The organism is Arthrobacter sp. ok362, from assembly GCF_900102785.1.
Lineage (GTDB): Bacteria > Actinomycetota > Actinomycetes > Actinomycetales > Micrococcaceae > Arthrobacter.
Genome location: NZ_FNGC01000011.1, coordinates 47,035 through 64,729, shown reverse-complemented (window position 1 = coordinate 64,729; position 17,695 = coordinate 47,035). Strand labels below are relative to the sequence as shown.

Sequence of the window (17,695 nt, the reverse complement as noted above, 5' to 3'; positions counted from 1 at the left end):
TCCGTCACCGGAGGACACTCGGAGATGACAGTTCGGCCGCTCTGGAACCATCCTGCGCCGCGCTACCCCATTTCTCAATCGCCCGTTCTTCAACTACTCGATGTGGAGTACCAATGGAAACCTACGACGCCCTGCTCGCCGCGATCGCCCCGACCACTGGCCAGACGCGAACCATCCTCGACCCCGCCACCGGGCAGCCGGTCGGTGAAGCCCCGGTCCACACCGTCCAGGACCTCGAGCAGGCCATCGCCGCCGCCCAGGCAGCGCAGCCGGCCTGGGCGGCGCTGGGCCATGATGCCCGCAGCGCTGCACTGCTCAAGGCCGCCGACGCCGTCGAACGCTCTGCCGAGGAACTGGCACGGCTGCTCTCCCGCGAGCAAGGCAAGCCGCTCAACGGCCCGAACGCCCGCTTCGAGGTCGGCGCCTGCGCCGCCTGGCTCCGCGCGGCCGCCGGCACGCCGCTGGAACCGGAAACCGTGGTGGACGACGGCGAAACCCGCGCCGAACTGCACTACCGGCCCATTGGCGTCGTCGGGGCGATCGGGCCGTGGAACTGGCCCATGATGATCACCGTCTGGCAGGTTGCTCCGGCCCTGCGGATGGGGAACGCCGTGGTGGTCAAACCGTCCGAATTCACCCCGCTGTCCGTCCTCGCCCTCGTCGAAATCCTCAACCAGGAACTCCCGGAGGGCCTCCTCACCGCCGTCTCCGGCGGCCGGGAAGTTGGCGCCCGGCTGGCCGAACATCCCGGGATCGGCAAGATCATGTTCACCGGCTCCACGGCCACCGGCAAAGCCATCATCAAATCCTCCGCCGACACCGTCAAACGCCTCACCCTGGAGCTAGGCGGCAACGACGCCGGCATCGTCCTGCCCGACGCCGACCCAAAAGCGATCGCCGAGGGCCTGTTCTGGGGCGCCTTCATCAACACCGGCCAGACGTGCGCGGCGCTCAAGCGTCTCTACGTGCACGACGCCATTTACGACGCCGTCTGCGCGGAACTCACCAGCGTTGCCCGTGCCATGCCGATGGGTAACGGCCTGAACGAGGCCAACGTTCTGGGCCCGCTGCAGAACCGCCAGCAGTTCGCCGTCGTCGCCCGGCTGGTTGATGCCGCCCGCGATTCCGGCGCCCGGATCCTGTTGGGTGGCAACCCGGACCCGGACCAGCCGGGCCACTTCTACCCCGCCACGCTCGTAGCCGACATCGATAACAGCAACCCGCTCGTCGCCGAGGAGCAGTTCGGCCCCGCCCTGCCCATCATTCGCTACAGCACCGTGGACGAGGCGGTCGCCATGGCCAATGCCCTCGACGTCGGGCTCGGGGCTTCCGTCTGGTCCTCCGACCCCACCGAAGCCCGGAAGGTGGCGGCCCGGATCGAGGCCGGTACCGTCTGGATCAACAAGCACGGCGCCGTGGACCCCCGCGTCCCGTTCGGCGGTGCCAAGCAGTCCGGCTACGGACTCGAATTCGGCGTCGAAGGCCTCAAAGCCCTCGGCGTTCCGCGAGTCATCAACGGCTGACGCTGCCCTTATTAGGGGCCATCACTGCGGCGGTGGCGGGCACCGGTTCATGGCGCAGGTAGCTGCGCCGGAACCGGCCGCTGCCGGCGGTCAGGGCCCGCAGTTCCACCGAGTACCTCAACAGTTCCTGGTCCGGAACCTCGGCGCTGATCTCAGTGCCGTCAGCCCCGGCGGAGGTCGTTCCGGTCAGGCGTGCCCGTCTGGAGGACAAGTCGCTCATCACAGCGCCCACGTGGTCCTCGGAAACGCTGATGGTCACGGATGAGACCGGTTCCAGGAACTGAATGCGGGTTGCAGCCGCCGCTTCCCGGAGGGCCAGCGCACCGGCAGCCTGGAACGCCGCGTCGGAGGAATCCACGCTGTGCGTCTTGCCGCCGATCAGTGTGACCTTGATATCCACCACCGGGAACCCGGCGGAGACGCCTTTCTGCATCTGGGCCCGCACACCCTTTTCCACCGACGTGACGAACGGCCCGGGAATTACCCCGCCCACAGTTTTGTCGACAAACTCGAACCCGGCGCCGCGGTCGAGGGGTTCCACCTCGATGTCGCAGACGGCGTACTGGCCGTGGCCGCCGGATTGTTTAACATAGCGCCCGTGCCCGGCCGCCGGCGCGGCAAACGTCTCCCGCAGCGGCGTGATCACCGGGACGGTCTGCAGGTTCACCCCCTGGTCCCGCAACCTGCCCAGGACGACGTCGGCGTGCGCCTCGCCCATGCACCACAGGATCAGCTGGTGGGTTTCGGAGTTGCGTTCCACCCGCAGCGTCGGGTCCCCGGCGGTGACCTTGCCCAGGTTCCTGGCCAAGGCGTCCTCGTCGCCGCGCGTGGCAGCTTCGATGGCTACCGGCATGAGCGGGTCCGGCATGTCCCAGGGGGCCACCAGCAGCGGCAGCTCCTTGGACGAAATCGTGTCGCCGGTCTCGGCGGTGCCTAGTTTTGTCAGCGCACAGATATCCCCGGCGACGCAGAACGGCACCGGCCGCAGTCCCGATCCCAGCGGCGAGTACAGGTGTGTGACCCGCTCGTCGCTGTCGTGGTCCTCGTGGCCGCGGTCCGCCATTCCGCGGCCGCCCACATGGATGGCGGCGTCTTCGCGCACAACGCCGGAGAAGACGCGCACCAGGCAGACCCGGCCGAGGAACGGATCGATCGTTGTGCGGACCACTTCACCGAGCAGCGGGCCCTCGGGGTCGCAGCCGAGCGGGCCGGCGGGCACCCCGTCGAGGTCCGTCGCTGCGGGAACGCCGCGCTCCGCCGGCGTCGGAAACGCGCGCACCAGAACCTCGAGCAGCTCCGCCAAGCCGAGCCCGGACTCCGCTGACGTCGGCAGCACCGGGTGAAATGACCCGCGGGCCACGGCCGTCTCCAGATCATCGATCAGGACATCGGGAGCGATTTCAACACCTGCGAGGTAACGGTCCATGAGCGTCTCGTCCTCGCTCTCGGCAATGATCCCCTCGATCAGGGCGCCCCGTGCGGTCTCCGCCGCGGCAAGTTCGACGCCGGTCGCGGCCCGGGTGGCCGGCGCCGGTTCCGCCGGACCGTACTCGGAAACCGTTCCGGTCAGCAGCCCCAACAACCCGGTGATGGTACCGTCCGCGCGGACCGGCAGGTAGAGCGGAACGATGGCGTCACCGAATGCCAGACGGCAGCGGGCGACGGCGGCGTCGAAATCCGCGCGCGGATGGTCCAGACGGCTGATAACCACGGCCCGCGGCATTCCGAGCCGTTGGCACTCGCTCCAGAGCGCGGTGGTCGCGGCATCGACATCGTCGGTGGCCGAGACGACGAACAGCACCGCATCCGCCGCACGAAGGCCTGCGCGCAGCTCGCCGATGAAATCCGTATACCCCGGAGTATCCAGCAGGTTCACCTTGGTCTCCCCCACCGTCACCGGCACCACCGCCAGGGCCACGGAGCGCTGCTGCGCGACGGCGGAGGCGTCCGAGTCGCTCACCGTAGTGCCCTCGGCGATCGAGCCTTTACGGGTGATGGCTCCGGTGGCGGCAAGTAGCGCCTCGGTGAGCATTGTTTTTCCGGAACCGGAATGCCCTACGAGCGCCACATTGCGGATCTTGTCCGGCTGCTCCGGCGGCGCGACGCCGTTGGCGTCGGCACGCCGGAGGTCAGACGTACCCCGGACCGGGCCCCTTGACGGGGTCTTGGCGCCTTTCGACGGCATGAGAACCTCCCGGCGTCGCATCCACTCGTGCCCTGCAGTGCCTTGTGTTAAGGATTGGACACCCTGGGACGCCCGGACAGCAAGGGCTTTTTCACGCCGTGGCCGGCGCCACCATGGACCCGGAGGCGGCCCGGTCCCGGAGCCAACGGCCCAAGGCCTTGCCTTTGCCCTTCCACCAGCTGTCCTCGTCGGTGTCATGGTGCCACCGGAAGATCACGGCAACCATGACGAACACTCCGGCGGCGACTTCCGGCCAAGCGCCGGAGGCGGCATCGATGAGCACACTGAACGCCATGATCAGGATGGAAGGCAGGGCAAGTGTCCGGAACGCGGTGTTGGCCACGTAGCGGCGGTGGGACCGCGGCACGGACACTGCGCGGACGAAGTCGAAGCATAGGCATACGACCACGAGGGTCTGTCCCAGGGACATCAGGACGTGCCCCGGCAGCGAGCCGGCAAACAGGACGGCCGCCTGCAGTCCCGGGCTCACGGCGTGCCCGTCAACGTCGCCGGCCGCAGCCGGGACCAACAAGGCCGTGGTGGATCAGACAGCGAGGAATCGACAATGGACGGATCAAACTCGGCTGAATCATGCATGCGATGCCCCCCGGCGTCTACGCTGCTCCTGCGCTGGCTCTGCGCCCCGGCTTCCCGTGAGACCTTCCAGTGGGAGCTGTGAGCGTCGTGCCAGCCTTTTTCTGACACTCCAATTCAACGCGCGGCACGGGCATGAAGTCACGCAAATCAGGTACCCGACTATCGGATGGCCGGTTACCTGTTTGGGTTCCGGTGTACTCAGTTCGCTCCTGCGGCTACTTGGCCTACATGGGCTGCGGAGCCATCGGGCTCATCGCGGCCCTTCTCACGCGGGAACCTGGGGAAAGCGCAAACGCGCCGCCGTCGACGAGATCATCGCAGCCGGCAAGTAGGCGCCACCGGCAGCACCTCGCCGTCCGCAACAACAGCTGTGCCCGGGACCATTGGTCCCGGGCACAGCTGTTGTCCTAATCGATGCCTCGCGGTCGCCACACCACCAGCGCCTGCGACCGCGCCTGCGGACGCTTGCCGCGGGCCAGGCTAACGACGTCGCCGGCAGTTCCGGCTGCAAAGATCCGCGAATCGGCTCCCTGACGGCGCCGGCCCAGCTCCTCAGTCAGTTCACTGACCCGGCGCTGCAGGGCGGCCACCTGGTTTTCCAGCTGCAGGATCCGCTTGATGCCCTCCAGCGAGACCCCCTCCTGGGAGAGCCGCTGGACTTCGCGGAGCATGTTCACATCCCGCTGCGAGTAGCGCCGGGACTTGCCCGGGGCGCGGCTGGGCGAGACGATGCCCATCCGGTCGTACTGGCGCAGTGTCTGCGGGTGCATGTCCGCCAGTTCGGCGGCAACGGAGATGACGAAGATCGGCTGATCGAAGTCGATGCCCATGGCTGGCTCCCGTTCCTAGAGCCGGGCCTTGGCTGCCAGGCCCGCGCGGACGTCCTCGTCGGCGGTCGCCGAGGCGAAGGCCTTCACGGCCTCCTCCGCTTCCTTGTTCAGCCTCCGCGGAACAGCGACGTCGATTGTCACCAGCAGATCGCCGGTGGCTTTGGCGTGCTTCACGCCATGGCCCTTGACGCGCAGCGTGCGGCCCGAGGGCGTCCCTGCGGGAACCCTGACCTTGACCTTGTCGCCGTCGATCGTCGGAACCTCGATATCGGCGCCCAGGACCGCCTCCGGGAAGGAGACCGGGACATGGATCCGGAGGTTGTCGCCGTCGCGGACGTAGAACTCATGCGGCTTCACCGATACGGTGACCATGAGGTCGCCGTTACCGGCGGCAGCGTACTGCCCCTTGCCGCGGACGCGGACCTTTTGTCCGTCCTTGATGCCGGCCGGGATGCGGACGTCGATGACCTCACCGTCCGGTTCACGCAGGCCGATCGTGGTGCCGCGGATTGACCCGGCAAACGAGATCGAGGTGGACGCGGTGCGGTCCGCGCCCTTCTGCGGAGCGCGCTGGAAGGACTGGCCCCCGCCGCCAAATCCGCCGCCGCCGAAGAGATCTGCGAACTCGGGCGGAATACCGCCGGCCGTGCTGTAGCCGCCGGAATGGCGCCCCCCGCCGCCGGTGAAAAGCCCGCCGAAGAGGTCCTCGAAGCCGGCTCCGCCGGCAGCCCCGCCGCTTCCGCCGGGGGCAAAGCGTGCGCCGCCACCCATGGCCCGGATGGCATCATACTGCTGGCGCTCATCGGGATCGGAGAGCACCGAATACGCCTCAGAGATGTCCTTGAACTTCTTCTCCGACGCCGTATCCCCCGCGTTCCGGTCCGGGTGGTGCTGCCGGGCAAGTTTGCGGTAGGCCTTCTTGATGTCGGCGTCGGAAGCGTCCTTGGCGACACCAAGGATTTTGTAGAAGTCCTTGTCCACCCAGTCCTGGCTAGCCAATGGCGTTTCCTTTCAAAAGTCGTGCAGAGTGCGCTTCGCAGGTGATGGGCCCCCGCCCCTTCGCGTGGTGGCTTGGTCCTTACGGACCAAGCCACCACGCTCCGACAGGCCCGATGCCACTCCCGGGGCCCATCATCTGCTTCGCGCTGGTTGTCAACTCACTTTAGGCGAGCAACGCGCTGGCGCGGAGGCGGGATAGGGGGCGGCGGTGTGGATGGCACCGCGAAGCGGGCACCGCCCCCTATCCGGCGTAGCGCCGAAGGCGACAACTACGCCGGAACCGCCACAATCACCTGGGCTGCGCGGAGGACGCGGTCGCCGGACTTGTAGCCCGAGCGCAGCACCTGGCTGACGGTGTCGATTTCGATATCCGTGCCGGGCTGCTGGATGAGGGCCTCGTGGATGGTCGGATCGAACTCCACTCCGGTCTCATCTATGCGGACCAGTCCGTACGTTTTCAGCGCAGCCTCCAGTTTGGCGGCGATCGCGGCGAAAGGGCCGTCCGCGAGGTCGCCGTGCTGGCGGGCGGCGTCGACGTCGTCTAGTACCGGCAGCAGCGCGTTCAGGACGCCGATGACGGCCATCTCGCCCGCCACGGCGCGGTCGCGCTCGACCCGCTTGCGGTAGTTGACGTACTCGGCCTGCAGACGGCGAAGGTCATCCCTGAGCTCGTCCGCCTCGACGGCACCGGGCGCACCCTGGGCTACCGATTCGGCGGCGGGCACCTCAACGCTGTTGAGGATGTCCTCCGCCTGGGACAGGGCATCCCCGGAACGGGAATCCTCAGCACCGGAGTCCGCACCACCGGCGTGCTCCTGGCCGGGGTGGCGGGCCTGGCCGGTCTTCGGATCAACCTTGCGGTGGTCGTGGATCACCGGCTTCTGCTGCTCGTTCTCCTGCTGTTCGGCGTCGCGCTGGCTCTCGGAAGAACCGTGCTCTTCTTCGTTACCGTGGTGCGGCATGATTACTTCTTCTCGTCTTCGTCAACGATTTCGGCGTCGACGATGTCCTCGTCGGAGCCGGCTGCCTGCTCGCCTGCGGGAGCATCCTGTGCACCGCCGTGGCCGTCGGGGGAACCGGCCTGGGCGTAGATGGCCTCGCCGAGCTTGGTCTGGGAAGCCTGCAGCTTCTCAAACGCAGTCTTCACGGCGGCGTCATCGGTGCCTTCGAGGGCCTTCTTGAGCGCGTCGACGTCAGCCTTGACCTCGGTCTTGACCTCTTCGGGCAGCTTGTCGGCGTTGTCCGCGATCAGCTTGTCGACGGAGTAGGCGAGCTGTTCGGCCGTGTTGCGGGTGTCGGTTGCCTCGCGGCGCGCCTTGTCCTCGGCTGCGTGCTCTTCGGCGTCGTGGACCATGCGGTCGATGTCTTCCTTGGACAGCGCGGTGCCGCCGGTGATGGTCATGGACTGTTCCTTGCCGGTGCCCTTGTCCTTCGCCGAAACGTGCACGATGCCGTTGGCGTCGATGTCGAAGGTGACCTCGACCTGCGGGACGCCACGGGGAGCCGGAGCGATGCCGGTCAGCTCGAACGTGCCAAGCGGCTTGTTGTCGCGGGTGAACTCACGCTCGCCCTGGAAGACCTGGATGGCCACGGACGGCTGGTTGTCATCCGCGGTGGTGAAGGTCTCGCTCCGCTTGGTGGGGATGGCGGTGTTGCGCTCGATCAGGTGCGTCATGATGCCGCCCTTGGTTTCGATGCCAAGGGACAACGGGGTGACGTCGATCAGCAGCACGTCCTTGCGCTCACCCTTGAGGACACCGGCCTGCAGGGCAGCGCCGACGGCGACGACCTCATCGGGGTTGACGCCCTTGTTCGGCTCCTTGCCTCCGGCCAGTTCCTTGACGAGGTCGTAGACGGCCGGCATGCGGGTGGAACCGCCGACGAGCACGATGTGGTCGATCTCGGAGAGCTTGATGCCGGCTTCCTTGATGACGTCCTGGAACGGCTTCTTGGTGCGGTCCAGCAGGTCCTTGGTGAGGTCCTGGAACTTGGCGCGGGTCAGCTGCTCGTCCAAGTGGACCGGGCCGTCCGGGGTGACGGACAGGTACTGGAGGGAAACGTTGGTGCTCGAGGAGGAGGAGAGTTCCTTCTTGGCCTGCTCAGCAGCCTCGCGGAGACGCTGCAGGGCAATCTTGTCCTTGGTGAGGTCGATGCCCTTGACCTTGAGCTGGTTCAGCAGGTACTCCACGACGCGCTGGTCCCAGTCGTCGCCGCCGAGGTGGTTGTCACCGGCGGTGGCGCGGACCTGGATGGTGGAGAAGTTGTCCTCGTCCTTGCCGACCTCAAGGAGGGAGACGTCGAACGTTCCGCCGCCGAGGTCGAAGACCAGGATGAGCTCATCTTCCTTGCCCTTGTCCAGGCCGTAGGCCAGGGCGGCGGCGGTGGGCTCGTTGACGATGCGCAGGACGTTCAGGCCGGCGATTTCCCCGGCCTCCTTGGTGGCCTGGCGCTGGGCGTCGTTGAAGTAGGCCGGCACGGTGACGACGGCGTCGGTGACCTTTTCGCCAAGGTAGGACTCGGCGTCGTTCTTGAGCTTCATGAGGATGCGGGCGGAAATTTCCTGCGCCGTGTACTTCTTGTCGTCAATGGCGACCGTCCAGTCAGTGCCCATGTGGCGCTTGACGGACGCGATGGTGCGGTCAATGTTGTTGACGGCCTGGCGCTTGGCGATCTCGCCGACCAGGACCTCGCCGGACTTGGAGAAGGCAACAACCGACGGCGTGGTGCGGCCACCCTCGGCGTTGGCAATGACGGTGGGCTCGCCACCTTCGAGAACGGAGACGACGGAGTTAGTGGTTCCGAGGTCAATACCTACTGCACGTGACATGGATTGCTTCCTTACTTTCCTTGGAATCTTGCGGAGATGGCCGCGGACCACAACGGGTCCGACCGTTATTGAGCGATCTACACTCAACTTTACCCAGACGCGGACATATGTCAATTCAAAGTTGAGCGACATCGACTCAACTTTGCTCCGCATCCGGGCCGCGGCCGCTCATCGCAGCCTAGATTCCCCGGATTCCAGCAGCCCCTCGGTCGCCTCCCGGGCACCATTTCGCCCTGCGCGAACCTGTGCACAGATCACCTGTGCACAGGCCCGTGCCGCAGACCACCTGTGCACAGACCCGTGCCGACGCCCGCGCCGGCTGGTCCCGCCAGCTTCCTTTGCGCTAGTTGCCGCCCCGCGCGTCGTCGTCGTCGGCAGCCTCTCCTGCTGCCGGCCGGCCGGTCTGCTGGGGGCGGGACGTTCCGGCGGTCCCGTAGTCGCCTTCGGGGTACTCCCCCTCCTCGGCGAGACCGGGCTCACCGGAGACCCCGCCCTCGCCGTAGTCACCCTCGGGATAGTCGCCTTCCACGTCGCCGACGACGGCCGCTCCGGCCACGCCGGCGTTGCCGTAGTCCCCCGCCGCGTACTCCCCCTCGATGGCCGTGGGCGGGACTTCGCCTGCCGTGCCGGCGGAGCCGTAGTCGCCCTCGACATACTGCCCCTCTGGTGCCGCGGCCTCTGCTTCATCTTCCGCCGGAGCGGCATCGACGTTCTGGGGCGCCGCTTTTCCGGGGACATTCTCTTCCGGTGTGTTCTCTTCAGGCCTGGTCTCTTCAGACATGGATGGATCCTTCCTGGACGCATCTGGCGCGCCCGTGCGGGCGCAGGGGCAGTCTATCGAGCGCCACGGCGGGGCAACAGGGGAACCTGGTTCATAGGGCAGCGCCGGCCGGCGGCAGCCCGGCGACGTCGGCCAGCACAGCGAGGTGGTGGCCAAAGAGCTCCTCCCTGGCAGTGAATGTGTCGGCGCCGTACTGGCCGAAGACTTCGAAGCTGACGGCGCCGAAGAGTGAGGTCCAGGCCAGCGCGCCGCGGGCCAAGAGGTCGTCCGGCACCGCCAGGCCGAACTCGGCCCGGATTTTCGCCAGATCCCCGGCCAGCCCGGCGGCCACGGCAGGACTCCGCCGGCCCGTCGCGGCAAGTCGCCCGGCCCGGAAGGCGCCGTCGAGGATTCCAATGAGGGCAGTGATCACCCTGGTGCCGGGACCGGTGGTCCGCTCGGCCGGGGCCTGGTAGCCGGGCACCGGACTGCCGAAGAGCAGGGCGTAGCGGGAGGGTTCGCGCAGCGCCCAGTCCCGCACCGCGCGGCCCAGGGCCGCAAAGCGGCCGCCGAAATCGGCTTCCGGCACCGCCACGACGGCGGCGTCCACTTCATCGCCCAGCTCGCTGTACGCATCAATCAGGAGAAGGGTCAGCAGCTCCTCCCGGTTCTCCACATAGCGGTAGACCGCCGAGGAGACGACGCCGAGATCGCGGGCCACGGCTCGGAGGGAGAGAGCGGCGGCCCCGTGCAACGCCAGGTGCTCCCGGCCCAGCCGGACAATATCGGCGACGGTCTGGGCCCGGGCACGCTCCCGCGGGGTGCGGGGCCGAGAAACCGCGGCAGCTGGAACAGTATCAATGCCAGTATCAACATCAGCTTCAATCCCGGTTTCAATCCTGTCTTCTGGCATGAGTCCAGCATTTCACAAACAAGAGCACTGTCAACAAACGTGAGCACCGCTCTTGACTTTGCCACGCCGGCGTCGCATCCTGAATGGGAGAGCGCTGCTCTCGCAATTTCAAAGGAGATGGAAATGTCCCAACCCGTTGCCTCCGGGCGCCAATCGTCCAGCCTCTATGTCGTCACAGGGGCCGGCCCGGTGGGCTGGACCGTCGCGGAACAGCTGGCCGCGGCGGGCCACCGCGTGCGCATCCTGACGAGGTCCGGAAGCGGTCCCGCCCACCCGCTGGTCGAAAAATTGTCGATTGATGTGTCGGAGCCTGACCGGCTCGACGAGGCTTTCCACGGCGCCACGGCGGTCTTCCACTGCATCCACGGCTCGCGGTACAACGCCGACGTGTGGGCCAAGGAACTGCCGGCCGCCGAGCAGAACGTGCTCGCCGCGGCCGGGGCGGCAGGCGCCGTCGTGGTCTTCCCGGAAAGCCTCTACTCCTACAGCGCACCGGAACGGCCGATGACCGAGCAGGGCCCGCGGGAGGCGCACGGCGGCAAGCGCGGCATCCGGACGGCACTTCTGAAGGCCCGCGCGGCATCCACCACCGCCACGGTGAGCGTGGTGGCGAGCGATTTCTTCGGGCCCAGGGTCCGCGGGGCGCATTCCGGCGAGCGCATGGTGAAGCCGGTACTGGCGGGCAAATCCCTGATGGTGGTCGGACGGGCGGACCAGCCGCATTCCTTCACGTACGTTCCGGACCTCGCGGCCGCCATGATCGCGGCGGCGGACAGGCCGCAGGTGTGGAACCGGGTGTGGCATGCACCCACCGGACCCGCGCTGACCCAGCGCGAGATCGCGGGGGCATTCGCCAAGGCGGCCGGGGCCCGGGCCCCGCGTGTCACGGCGCTCCCCGGCTGGGCGATGCGGGGGATGGGGGTCTTTTCCCCCGACATGCGGGAACTGGCAGAGACGCTGTATCAGTTCCAGCAACCGTTCGTGATGGAGTCCGCCGCAAGCCAGGCCGCCCTGGGGCTCAGGCCGACCCCGCTGCACGAAGCAGCCGCCGCCACCGTCGCCTGGTGGGGGGACCAGGGACAGTGACGGCGGCTGCGGCATTCGGTTCCGCCTAGCGGACTCCGGCCTCCTCATTTGCCGCAGGCAGGGAGGGCGCCCGCCGGGAGGTCAGAGCGTCGCGGGCGGCGGCATCGTTCCCGGGCCGGCCGAGGCTGCCGGGCCACCAGAGCCGGGGGCCGATGTCGTAGGCCAGCGCGGGCACCAGCAGGGAGCGGACCAGCACCGTGTCCAGCAAGACGCCGAACGCGACGATGAAGGCGAGCTGCACCAGGAACATGATCGGAATGACGCCCAGGGCCGCGAAGGTGGCGGCGAGGACCACCCCGGCCGAGGTGATGACCCCACCTGTCACGCCGAGGCCGCGCAGGATGCCGGGCCGGGTGCCGTGCTTGAGGGATTCCTCCCGGACCCGGCTCATCAGGAAGATGTTGTAGTCAACGCCCAGTGCCACGAGGAAGACGAAACCGAACAGGGGCACCGTTGCATCCGCCCCCGGGAAACCGAAGACGTTGTTGAACACGAAGGCGGAGACGCCCATCGCCGCCGCGTAGGACAGGACCACGGAGGCGACCAGCAGGACCGGCGCTAGCACCGAGCGCAGCAGCAGCATGAGGATCACCAGAATCACGCCCAGGACCACCGGGATGATGGTGACGAGGTCACGCTGGGCCGTGGTGTTGGTGTCCAGGGCGGTCGCCGTCACCCCACCGACCAACACGCCACCGTCAATCTTCTTCAGTTCCTGGCGGAGCGACGCCACAATGTTTTCCGCCTCAGTGGAGTCGGCAGCGTAGTTCAGCGTCGCGTTGATAAGGACCTTCCCGTCCCGGGCCGCCGGGGCCGCGGGGGCACTGGGGTTGGCCGGATTTGCCGGGGCGCCGGTCATGATGGGGACGCCGCCATCGGCCAGCAGATAGGCGCCCCCGACGCCGTTGCTCGCCTTGACCCGATCCAGCACCTCCTGGGCCTTTGCCTGGTCGGCCACGATCACCGCCGGACTGCCGGACCCGGCGTCGAAGTGCCGGCCCAGGGCATCTTGTCCGTCGACGGCGTTGGAGGCGGTGAGGATCACGTCAGTCTGGGCCACGCCATTGGCCTTGAGCTGCAGGATGCCGGCACCGGCTACCAGGAGCAGCAGGACCGAGGCAACCCAGACGGTGCGCGGCCGGCGGGCAACCAGCGAGCCGGTGGCCCGCCACAGCCCCTTCTGGCCCTCCAGCCCGGTGACCAGTTCCGGTTCCCGCTGGGTTTCGGGCAGCAGCTTGGGCCGGAACGGCCAGAACGCCGCCCTGCCCAGCAGCGCCATCAGCGCCGGCAGCAGGGTCAGGGCCGCGAACAGCGCGCATAGGATGCCCGCCGCCGCCACGGGGCCGAGGGCCTTGTTGGAGTTGAGGTCGGAGAAGAGCAGGCAGAGCAGTGCGATGATCACGGTGGCGCCGGAGGCCAGGATCGGCGCCCAGGCCGCCTTCCATGCGGTGAGGGCGGCGGCCGTCCGGTCGGTGGTGTGGGTCAGGGCTTCGCGGAACCGTGCCACGTACAGCAGGGCGTAGTCGGTGGCCGCGCCGATCACCAGGATGGACAGGATGCCCTGGCTTTGGCCGTTCAGCTGGATCCAGCCGGCCTTCGCCATGCCGAACACCAGCAGGATCGCGGCGCACAGCGCGAACACGGACGTGAACAGCACCATGACGGGCAGCAGCAGGGAACGGTAGACGATCAGCAGGATCAGGAACACGGCCCCGAGGGCCACGAGCAGCAGGATGCCGTCAATTCCGGCAAAGGCACTAACCAGGTCCGCCGTGAGCCCGGCCGGCCCGGTAACGAACGTCCGCATTCCTGCGGGCGCGGACCCCTGCACCTCGTTGCGCAACTCCTTGACTACCGTCTTCACCTCCGCAGAGGAAGGAATGGGCACCACGAACTGGACTGCCTTGGCGTCCCCGGAGGGGATGGGGCCGATCACCGTGCTGCCGGCCTGCAGGGCCTCCAGCCTGCCCTTGAGCGCCGCGGCCTCGCGGAGCTGGGCCGGGGTGAAGGCGGAGTCGCTCTCAACCACGATCACTGCGGGGATCTCCTTGGAGTCCCGGAACTTGGCCTGCCAGTCCGCGGCCTCGGTGGCCTCCGCCCCGGCGGGCAGGAATGATGCCTGGTCGTTTGATGACACCTCACTCAAGCGGCCGAATGTCGGGCCACCGACGCCGGCAACAGCCAGCCAGGCCACGACGAGCACGGCGGGAACCAGCCAACGCAGCCAGAACGGGACGCTCGTCGTCGTGGGCGAAGTCGTTTTCATGTGTCCTTCTAAGGTGCGCTTCGGTGCGGGGCCAACAATTAACTCCATAGTAGACTATCTCCATCTTAGAGATAAGTGGATGGCGCGAAGAGCCGGAGGAGAATGGAAGGACACCCGGCGTCCGGCAGCTGCAGCAGACGCTGCAGTAGACACTGAAGTAAGCTCCCAAGGAGGCTGCCGACAGCGCCGACCGGCCGCCGTCAGACCCTAGCGGCCGCATCAAGGGATGAAGGAGGTCCGCCGTGTCAGCCGAATCCGCAGGCCTATCCGAAAACGCGGCCCCATCCGAAAACGCGGGCCCGCCCGAAGCGGCCGGTCCGCCGCCCCTCGTCCGGCTCCTGCAGGAATTCACCCTCGAAGCCAACCGCTATGTGGACTCCGCCGGCGGCCGCAATGACATGCACCGCACGGATCTCAACGCCCTGGCCGTGATCATGCGGCACACGGCGCGCCACCAGATTGTCACTCCGGGGGTGCTCCGGAAAGAGCTGAACCTCAGTTCCCCTGCCACCACCGCACTGATCGACCGGCTCCACAGTTCCGGCCACGTGGTCCGCGAGCGCCAGGGCGCGGACCGCCGCCAGGTGCAGCTGCGCATGACCCCCAAGGCCTACCGCGACGGCAGCGCCATGTTCCTCCCGCTGGCCCGCCACATGGGCGCGGCGATGGAAAGCTTCACGCCGGAGGAACTGGAAATTGTTACCCGGTTCATGAACTCCATGATCGATGCCACCGTCCGGGCCGGCGAGGAAGCCGCCCGCGGGCCCGCATCGGAGCACCGCCCCGGCTGATGCGCAGCGCGCGGTCACAGGCGCGCAGCAGCCTCCGGCGGGCCAAGAGGCGCCGCCTCCGGCTGCGCAACTTTCGGTGTCACCTCCGGCTCCGGGCTCCGGCCGAAGCGCCTGCCGACGCCGACGGCGGCCGCTGCCAGTGCCAGCGGGACCCCGAGCGCCCAGCCGCTAAAGAGCAGGACGGCCACCATGACGGCCGCCGCCACGATTACGCCGTACCAGGCGACGGTCCGCGGCTGCAGCAGCCGGATGCCGGCGGCCAGGCCAAACGCGGTGACAGCCGTGAAGCACGCCGAGGCGGCCCCGATCTGGAACTGCATGTCGGTGAGTCCGGCAATGGCCGCGGCGAAGGACAACAGCGTCAGGACGGCCAGGGTGGCCAGGCTTCCGCCGGGCACCTGACCGCGCCCGCCGCCGCGGGCAAGGGCGGGCGGCAGCACGCCGTCGGACGCCAGGGAAGCCCCGAGCCGGCTGGCGCCGGCCACGAACGTGTTGATGGGGCCGAACGTCAGCACGGCGGCGGCGACGGCGGTGAGCGGGGCCGCCAGTGAGCCCAACCCCTTTTCCAGCAACGCCGCGACAGGCACCGCCGTAGCGGGCAGTTCCGGGCCGAGGACCGCCACCGAGGCGGCGACAACGCCGATGTAGACCGCGCCCACCACAATCAGGGTGAGCCACGTGGCCCGCCGGAGATCGCGCCCGGGGTTGCGGAACTCCCCGGCCAGGTGGGAGACGGCTTCCCAGCCGGCGAAGCAGAAGAACAGCAGGCTCGCGGCGCCGCCGACCGCCCAGTAGCCGTGCGGGGCGAAGGGCTGGAAATTTTCCGCCTTCGCGTGGGGCGCTGCGAGCACGACGGCGAGCGCCAGCAGTCCCACCAGCAGCACCATGAGCGCGAGTTGCATGCGGCTGGAAACCCTGATGCCGACGGCGTTGCTCGCGAAGGCGGCCAGCAGGATCACTGCCGCCGCGAGGACCGCGGCTTCCCGGCCGCCGCCTACGGCGTGGGCGATGTAATTGCCGCCGATCACGGCCGTTGCCGGGGCGCCGAAGGGAATCGAAAAATAAAAGAGGTACCCGGCCACCACCGAGGCGCGGCGCCCAAAGGCGCGCTTGACGAAATGGGCGATCCCTCCGGCGTCGGGCTCCTGGCGGCTCATTTCGGCGAAGCTGAAGGCGACCGGAATGCAGAACACCAGCAGGACCGCCCAGGCCAGGAGCGATGCCGGGCCGGCCTCCTTGGCCGCGATGGCGGGAAGCACTAGGACACCCGAGCCCAGGATCGCCCCGACATAGATCCCGGTGGCCCGGAACAAGCCCAGTCCGTTGCCGCTGGCGTCATTGCTGTTGTTGATTTCCACTCCTCCATTCATCCGCAGAATCTCCTGCGCCGGAAGCGGCAAAACTGACGCCCAGCCGCAAAAAACTGCCTGCCGGCGCGCGGCGACCGAAACGGCGGGCACACTGGGAGGGTCTGCACTTTTCCGATCGCGGGAGGGTAGCGTTCCATTATGAGTGCGCAGCAGCCTGACGATGTGTACACGCACGGCCACCACGAGTCGGTGGTCCGCGCCCATGCCTCCCGCACGGCGGAAAACTCGGCAGCGTTCGTGCTGCGCCATCTCATGCCCGGGGTGTCCGTCCTCGATGTCGGCTGCGGGCCGGGCAGCATCACGTGCGACTTCGCGGAGCTGGTGGCGCCGGGCAGGGTCACGGGCCTGGACCGTTCCCCCGGCATCATCGCCCAGGCCGCGGCCCTCGCCGCGGAGCGCGGCGTGGACAATGTCGACTTTGCCACCGGCAACATCTACGACCTTGACTTCCCGGACGAGTCGTTCGACGTCGTCCACGCCCATCAGGTCCTCCAGCACCTCACGGACCCCGTCGCGGCTCTGCGGGAGATGCGCCGGGCGGCCAAGGCCGGCGGGATCGTGGCGGTGCGCGACGCCGATTTCCACGGCATGAGCTGGTACCCGGCCATCCCCGAGCTTGACGACTGGATGGAGCTGTACCAGCGGATTGCCCGGCGCAACGGCGCCGAGCCCGACGCCGGACGCCGGCTCGTGTCCTGGGCGCAGGCCGCCGGGTTCACTGACGTGGCGCCGTCCGCCAGCAACTGGCTCTACGCCACCGGGCATGAGCGGCGCTGGCAGGCCCGGGTGTGGGGCGAGCGGGTGCTGCATTCATCCTTTGCCGACCAGGCGCTCGAGTACGGCTTTGCCAGCGAGGCGGACCTGGCCCGGATTTCCGCCGGCTGGCACCGGTGGGGCTCCACCGACGACGGCTGGTTCCTGATTCCCAACGGCGAGGTCATCGCCCGGGCGTGAGCGGCCGTCAGCGGTCACAGCACCGGCACAGCATGCCGAAAGCCTCGCCATAACTCCGCATCTGAGGCTGGGTACAGGCCGAAAACTCGGCCGGCCCGGCATCCGGGCCTCAGCAAAGGAGTTTCACAATGGCAAAGATCAACAAGGCCACCGCGGGCATCATGCTCGCTGCGGTAATCGGCGGCGGCGCCATCGGAGCGTCGGCCATCCCCGCGATGGCTGCCGATTCCACCAGCGGCTCGTCCTCGACCCAGGCCACCGATGGCTACGGCACCGGCGGCCAGCGCGGGCCCCACCAGGCCAACGGGAAGACGGAGGAGGTCCTCACCGGCGACACCGCGACGAAGGTCGAGGCGGCGGTGAAGGCCGCCCAGCCGGGCGCGACCATCGAGCGGATGGAGACCGACGCCGACGGCGCCACCTACGAAGCCCACATCACAAAGGCGGACGGCACGCGCGCCACCGTCCTGCTGGATGCGAACTTCACCGTGACCGGAACCGAGGAAGGCATGGGCGGCCCCGGCGGGGGCCGTGGCGGCGCCGCCACGGATGGCTACACTTCCAACGGCTAGCCCCTGGCGGGCCTTGGGCGCG

Annotated in this window: 15 protein-coding genes; 5 read left to right on the top strand and 10 right to left on the bottom strand. The window is 68.2% G+C overall.

Features of this window, described 5'->3' with window-relative positions; all coding sequences use genetic code 11:
* Positions 1-113: 113 nt before the first annotated feature.
* A complete protein-coding gene (locus BLQ10_RS15200; RefSeq protein ID WP_091563473.1) occupies positions 114-1,523 on the top strand; it encodes an aldehyde dehydrogenase family protein in 1,410 nt (469 codons plus the stop codon).
* Here BLQ10_RS15200 and BLQ10_RS15195 read toward each other — a convergent pair.
* From BLQ10_RS15195 to BLQ10_RS15160, 8 genes are all read right to left on the bottom strand, one after another.
* The gene (locus BLQ10_RS15195) at positions 1,513-3,708 is read right to left on the bottom strand and encodes an elongation factor G-like protein EF-G2 (RefSeq protein WP_091563471.1); all 2,196 of its coding nucleotides are present in this window, start codon (positions 3,706-3,708) and stop codon (positions 1,513-1,515) included. The genes BLQ10_RS15200 and BLQ10_RS15195 overlap by 11 nt on opposite strands.
* Before the next feature lie 91 nt (positions 3,709-3,799).
* Positions 3,800-4,240, bottom strand: coding sequence for a hypothetical protein (locus BLQ10_RS15190; RefSeq protein ID WP_368086524.1), 441 nt, complete (start codon positions 4,238-4,240; stop codon positions 3,800-3,802).
* A 472-nt stretch (positions 4,241-4,712) separates the two neighbouring features.
* The gene (locus BLQ10_RS15185) at positions 4,713-5,135 is read right to left on the bottom strand and encodes a heat shock protein transcriptional repressor HspR (RefSeq protein WP_091563469.1); all 423 of its coding nucleotides are present in this window, start codon (positions 5,133-5,135) and stop codon (positions 4,713-4,715) included.
* Positions 5,136-5,150: 15 nt separating this feature from the next.
* A complete protein-coding gene (locus BLQ10_RS15180; RefSeq protein WP_175558640.1) occupies positions 5,151-6,134 on the bottom strand; it encodes a DnaJ C-terminal domain-containing protein in 984 nt (327 codons plus the stop codon).
* Between the two features lie 269 nt (positions 6,135-6,403).
* Positions 6,404-7,096, bottom strand: a complete 693-nt coding sequence (locus tag BLQ10_RS15175) for a nucleotide exchange factor GrpE (RefSeq protein WP_091563467.1) — start codon at positions 7,094-7,096, stop codon at positions 6,404-6,406.
* Positions 7,097-7,098: 2 nt separating this feature from the next.
* On the bottom strand, positions 7,099-8,961 hold the full coding sequence (dnaK, locus tag BLQ10_RS15170; RefSeq protein ID WP_091563465.1) for a molecular chaperone DnaK: 1,863 nt from the start codon (positions 8,959-8,961) through the stop codon (positions 7,099-7,101).
* A gap of 343 nt (positions 8,962-9,304) precedes the next feature.
* Positions 9,305-9,742: a hypothetical protein gene (locus tag BLQ10_RS15165; RefSeq protein WP_175558639.1), complete on the bottom strand. Its 438-nt coding sequence runs from the start codon at positions 9,740-9,742 to the stop codon at positions 9,305-9,307.
* A 91-nt stretch (positions 9,743-9,833) separates the two neighbouring features.
* A complete protein-coding gene (locus BLQ10_RS15160; RefSeq protein ID WP_254785584.1) occupies positions 9,834-10,634 on the bottom strand; it encodes a TetR/AcrR family transcriptional regulator in 801 nt (266 codons plus the stop codon).
* A 123-nt stretch (positions 10,635-10,757) separates the two neighbouring features.
* Between BLQ10_RS15160 and BLQ10_RS15155 the strand changes: the two genes are divergently transcribed.
* On the top strand, positions 10,758-11,720 hold the full coding sequence (locus tag BLQ10_RS15155) for an NAD-dependent epimerase/dehydratase family protein (RefSeq protein ID WP_091563463.1): 963 nt from the start codon (positions 10,758-10,760) through the stop codon (positions 11,718-11,720).
* 25 nt (positions 11,721-11,745) lie between these two features.
* On the opposite strand, the gene BLQ10_RS15150 is transcribed toward BLQ10_RS15155, so the two are convergent.
* On the bottom strand, positions 11,746-13,986 hold the full coding sequence (locus BLQ10_RS15150; protein ID WP_091563461.1) for an MMPL family transporter: 2,241 nt from the start codon (positions 13,984-13,986) through the stop codon (positions 11,746-11,748).
* Positions 13,987-14,228: 242 nt separating this feature from the next.
* Between BLQ10_RS15150 and BLQ10_RS15145 the strand changes: the two genes are divergently transcribed.
* A complete protein-coding gene (locus tag BLQ10_RS15145; protein ID WP_091563459.1) occupies positions 14,229-14,777 on the top strand; it encodes a MarR family winged helix-turn-helix transcriptional regulator in 549 nt (182 codons plus the stop codon).
* A gap of 14 nt (positions 14,778-14,791) precedes the next feature.
* On the opposite strand, the gene BLQ10_RS15140 is transcribed toward BLQ10_RS15145, so the two are convergent.
* Positions 14,792-16,135, bottom strand: a complete 1,344-nt coding sequence (locus tag BLQ10_RS15140; protein WP_091563457.1) for an APC family permease — start codon at positions 16,133-16,135, stop codon at positions 14,792-14,794.
* A 150-nt stretch (positions 16,136-16,285) separates the two neighbouring features.
* On the opposite strand from BLQ10_RS15140, the gene BLQ10_RS15135 reads away from it, so the two are divergent.
* Together BLQ10_RS15135 and BLQ10_RS15130 are read left to right on the top strand one after the other, a co-directional pair.
* The gene (locus BLQ10_RS15135) at positions 16,286-17,101 is read left to right on the top strand and encodes a methyltransferase domain-containing protein (protein WP_091563455.1); all 816 of its coding nucleotides are present in this window, start codon (positions 16,286-16,288) and stop codon (positions 17,099-17,101) included.
* 128 nt (positions 17,102-17,229) lie between these two features.
* Positions 17,230-17,673 carry a hypothetical protein gene (locus BLQ10_RS15130; RefSeq protein ID WP_091563453.1) on the top strand — a complete coding sequence of 148 codons (444 nt, stop codon included), beginning with the start codon at positions 17,230-17,232 and terminating at the stop codon, positions 17,671-17,673.
* Positions 17,674-17,695: the final 22 nt, after the last annotated feature.